Annotated in this window: 2 protein-coding genes; one reads left to right on the top strand and one right to left on the bottom strand. The window is 44.9% G+C overall.

Going from position 1 to position 3,022, the window contains the following annotated elements:
- On the bottom strand, positions 1-2,403 hold a 2,403-nt coding region (locus tag Q0R35_RS00215), incomplete at its 3' end, for a GH116 family glycosyl hydrolase (protein ID WP_295613181.1).
- Positions 2,404-2,533: 130 nt separating this feature from the next.
- On the opposite strand from Q0R35_RS00215, the gene dcm reads away from it, so the two are divergent.
- Positions 2,534-3,022, top strand: a 489-nt coding sequence (gene dcm, locus Q0R35_RS00210) for a DNA (cytosine-5-)-methyltransferase (RefSeq protein WP_295613179.1), incomplete at its 3' end; no start/stop codon positions are given.

Below are 3,022 nucleotides of genomic sequence, written 5' to 3'. Positions count from 1 at the left end.
ACTGGCGCGAAAAGTGCCAGCAGCAGTAATCGCTTCCGGGGTTCTAAATTGCAACCCGTTGGTATATACCTGCTCGACAATTGTCTCGGCTAATTTTAATGCTTCCTCGCGCATTCCCATTTGGACTAAAAAGGCGGCAATGCCGAAGTTAATTCCCGTCCACACTTCCAGGGGGTGAGTATCTTTAGGATTCAATGGAGAGCCATCAATTTTAACCCCGTTGGCGGCTCCAAATTTACCGCCTTGGAAATTGAGAAAACAAGATTGATAGACGGTTTCTAGGGCAGTTTTGGCACAATCTAGCGGCACGATCGCATCTAGTTCTAAAAGCTGGGCGTAAAATTGACCGCACAATTGATCTGCCATTACTACTTCGGAGCCGCTCCCGGTATCGATGCGGTAGAAGCTGCCATTCCAGAGTTTTTCTTGATAAATTGGTTTACCTGAATCTAACCAGGCTTGATATTGCGGGATAATTTCAGCAGGGTTAGGAGTTAGTTCGCCGTGGTATTGTTGAGTAAGAATTTGACCGATCGCGATCGCTGCTTCTAATGCAGCTAGCCATAATCCGCCACAATAAACACTAATTCCTTGCAGTCGCCAATCATCGAAGGTTTGATCGGGTGCGCCAGAGTTTTCAATCATGCCATCGTCATCTAAATCGAATTGTTTCAGGTAAGCTAAGGTATCGACAATTGCGCTCCAACATTCGGTGAGGAATTCTAGGTCTTGCTTGCCTGTAAATACATAGGCGCGATAAACTTGTAAGACAAAATCGCTGCCCAAATCTTTCCACAAGTTACAATCTTGATAGCAGGTATAGTTAGTCTTTTCCCACGGATGCTCGTTGGGTGCGCCGAGATCGTGGGGGGTGGCGTGAAGAGTTTTGCGGGGTGCCATCATTTCGGATCGATCGACATTTTGCGGACGATCTTCGTAGCCGAATGCGGTTTGAACGTAGTAACCAATGAGGCGTTGATTTGTATCTTCAGTATGGATGGCTCTGGCAAAAGCAATTAGAATCGATTTTTCTAATTTCGGCCAGAGCAAGAGTACAGAAAAAGAACCATATAACCGGACATCTAAACTTTCATACCAGCGGTAATCTAAACATTCTAATACGCCAAATTGTCCGATCGGATCGCGTTCGTCGGCGGCTGTCCATAAGGTACCGCCATCGGTAAGTAAATATAGCTCGTTAAACAACGCCATCTTAAACCAATCGGGTAGATCGGCTCGATCTAAAATCGGCTGTTGCCAGTTAATTATCTGCTCTTGCCAAGTGTCATAATGTTTGAAAGCAGTTCGCACCATCGCCCAACTATTTTCACCCGATCGACCGAAGAAATCGGTATAGCGACGATAATAATTTATATCTTTACCAAATTCAGTAATCGGGAAATCCCAGGCAAGAATAAACGGAATTTTTTTAGTTTGTCCGGGTTTAACTGTAAACCGAATAGTTACCGCTGCGGCAATTCGTTCGCCTGCTGTTGCCACACTTTCATCATCGATATCTGAGAGCGAACCATCGGCGGCAAAACTATCCCAAATATCGCCACCATTACCGATCGGATTCCAGCGCGAATGATAGAATACTTCTACGCTCGGATTAGCGATGGTTGCGATCGACCATTGTCCCTCACCTTCACTCGGCGTGTCCGATTTATGTGCTTTATCGAGCAGACAACCAACGCGATAATTATCGACAATCCACTGATTATAGTTGCCCTCGCTCTCACCGATCCGAGGTTGATAATCATATACCGGGCTGCCATCGTCGCGAATTTCGACTTGACTCGATGGATTACTATTAGCAAACCAACCGACTGTATTTTCCCAGGTGAGCATAATGCTCAGAGTAATGGGTTTATCTGTCGGATTGTGAGCAGTCCATTCAAATACCGCGATCGGATATGAAGTCTCCTGATAATTATCTGCCCAAATTGGCGAAAACTGTTCGCAAGTTAATTGCGCCTGAAAGACGCGTTCGTAACTGTACCAACTCCGGGGATATAAAGCCTGATAATTACCCGTTCCTTGCCCTGTCAGCATCGTTTGAGGATACCATTGCCAGCGATTTAAACTGCCATCTTCAGGTGCTTGTGTAGACATGGCATAAGCCTGACTATCGCCGCTTTCTAGTTGCTCGAACACGCTAAATTGACAAGCCGCCAGGTTTTTAAAAACATGTTCGCCACCGTCGATATGCCACAGATTGAACTCCCCCCGATGGGATCTGCCGATACAACCCGCACCAAACCCCCCCAACGGCATCCCATGAAATGGCCCATCATCGAGATTACTCTCATAGCGGACAGTATAGGGCTTCTCCCAGTCTTGATGAAATTGACGTTGCCAAGTAGCAGTAGGAATCGACGGCCGTGGTGAGGGTTCGAGCATATAAAAGCGGCTGTGTGGAAGATGCAGCTTTTTATTGTAAACTGACTTACTACCTTGCGGCTGAAAATCTCGCTTAATTGGTTTATAGAATAATTGTCAATCGATTTTGCTACGGAATATTAGAGCAGCTATGACTATTAAAATAATCGATCTGTTTGCTGGTATTGGTGGAATTAGACTTGGATTTGAGGCTCATAGCTGTGAGTGCGTGTTTTCATCCGAGTGGGATGCTGATGCCCAAAAAATGTATGCAGCTAATTATGGACATCAGCCACAAGGAGATATTACTCAAATTGCACCTGAAGATATTCCAGATCATAATATTCTACTTGGTGGGTTTCCCTGTCAGCCATTTAGTATTATCGGGAAATCTCTGGGTTTTGCCGATATCAGAGGAACACTATTTTTCAATATTGAAGAAATTCTCAGAATCAAGCAGCCTTATGCTTTCATGCTTGAGAATGTGAAGCAGCTTAGGTCGCATGATGGGGGTCGTACGTTACTGATAATTAGAGACAAACTTGAAGCATTAGGCTACTTCGTGCATGTAGCAGTTTTGAATGCCTTAGATTTTGGTCTGCCACAGAAAAGAGAGCGCGTAATTATTGTTGGTTTTAAG

It is taken from the genome of Chamaesiphon sp. GL140_3_metabinner_50 (genome assembly GCF_025361915.1).
GTDB lineage: Bacteria > Cyanobacteriota > Cyanobacteriia > Cyanobacteriales > Chamaesiphonaceae > Chamaesiphon.
This window is presented reverse-complemented; position numbering and strand designations above follow the sequence as displayed.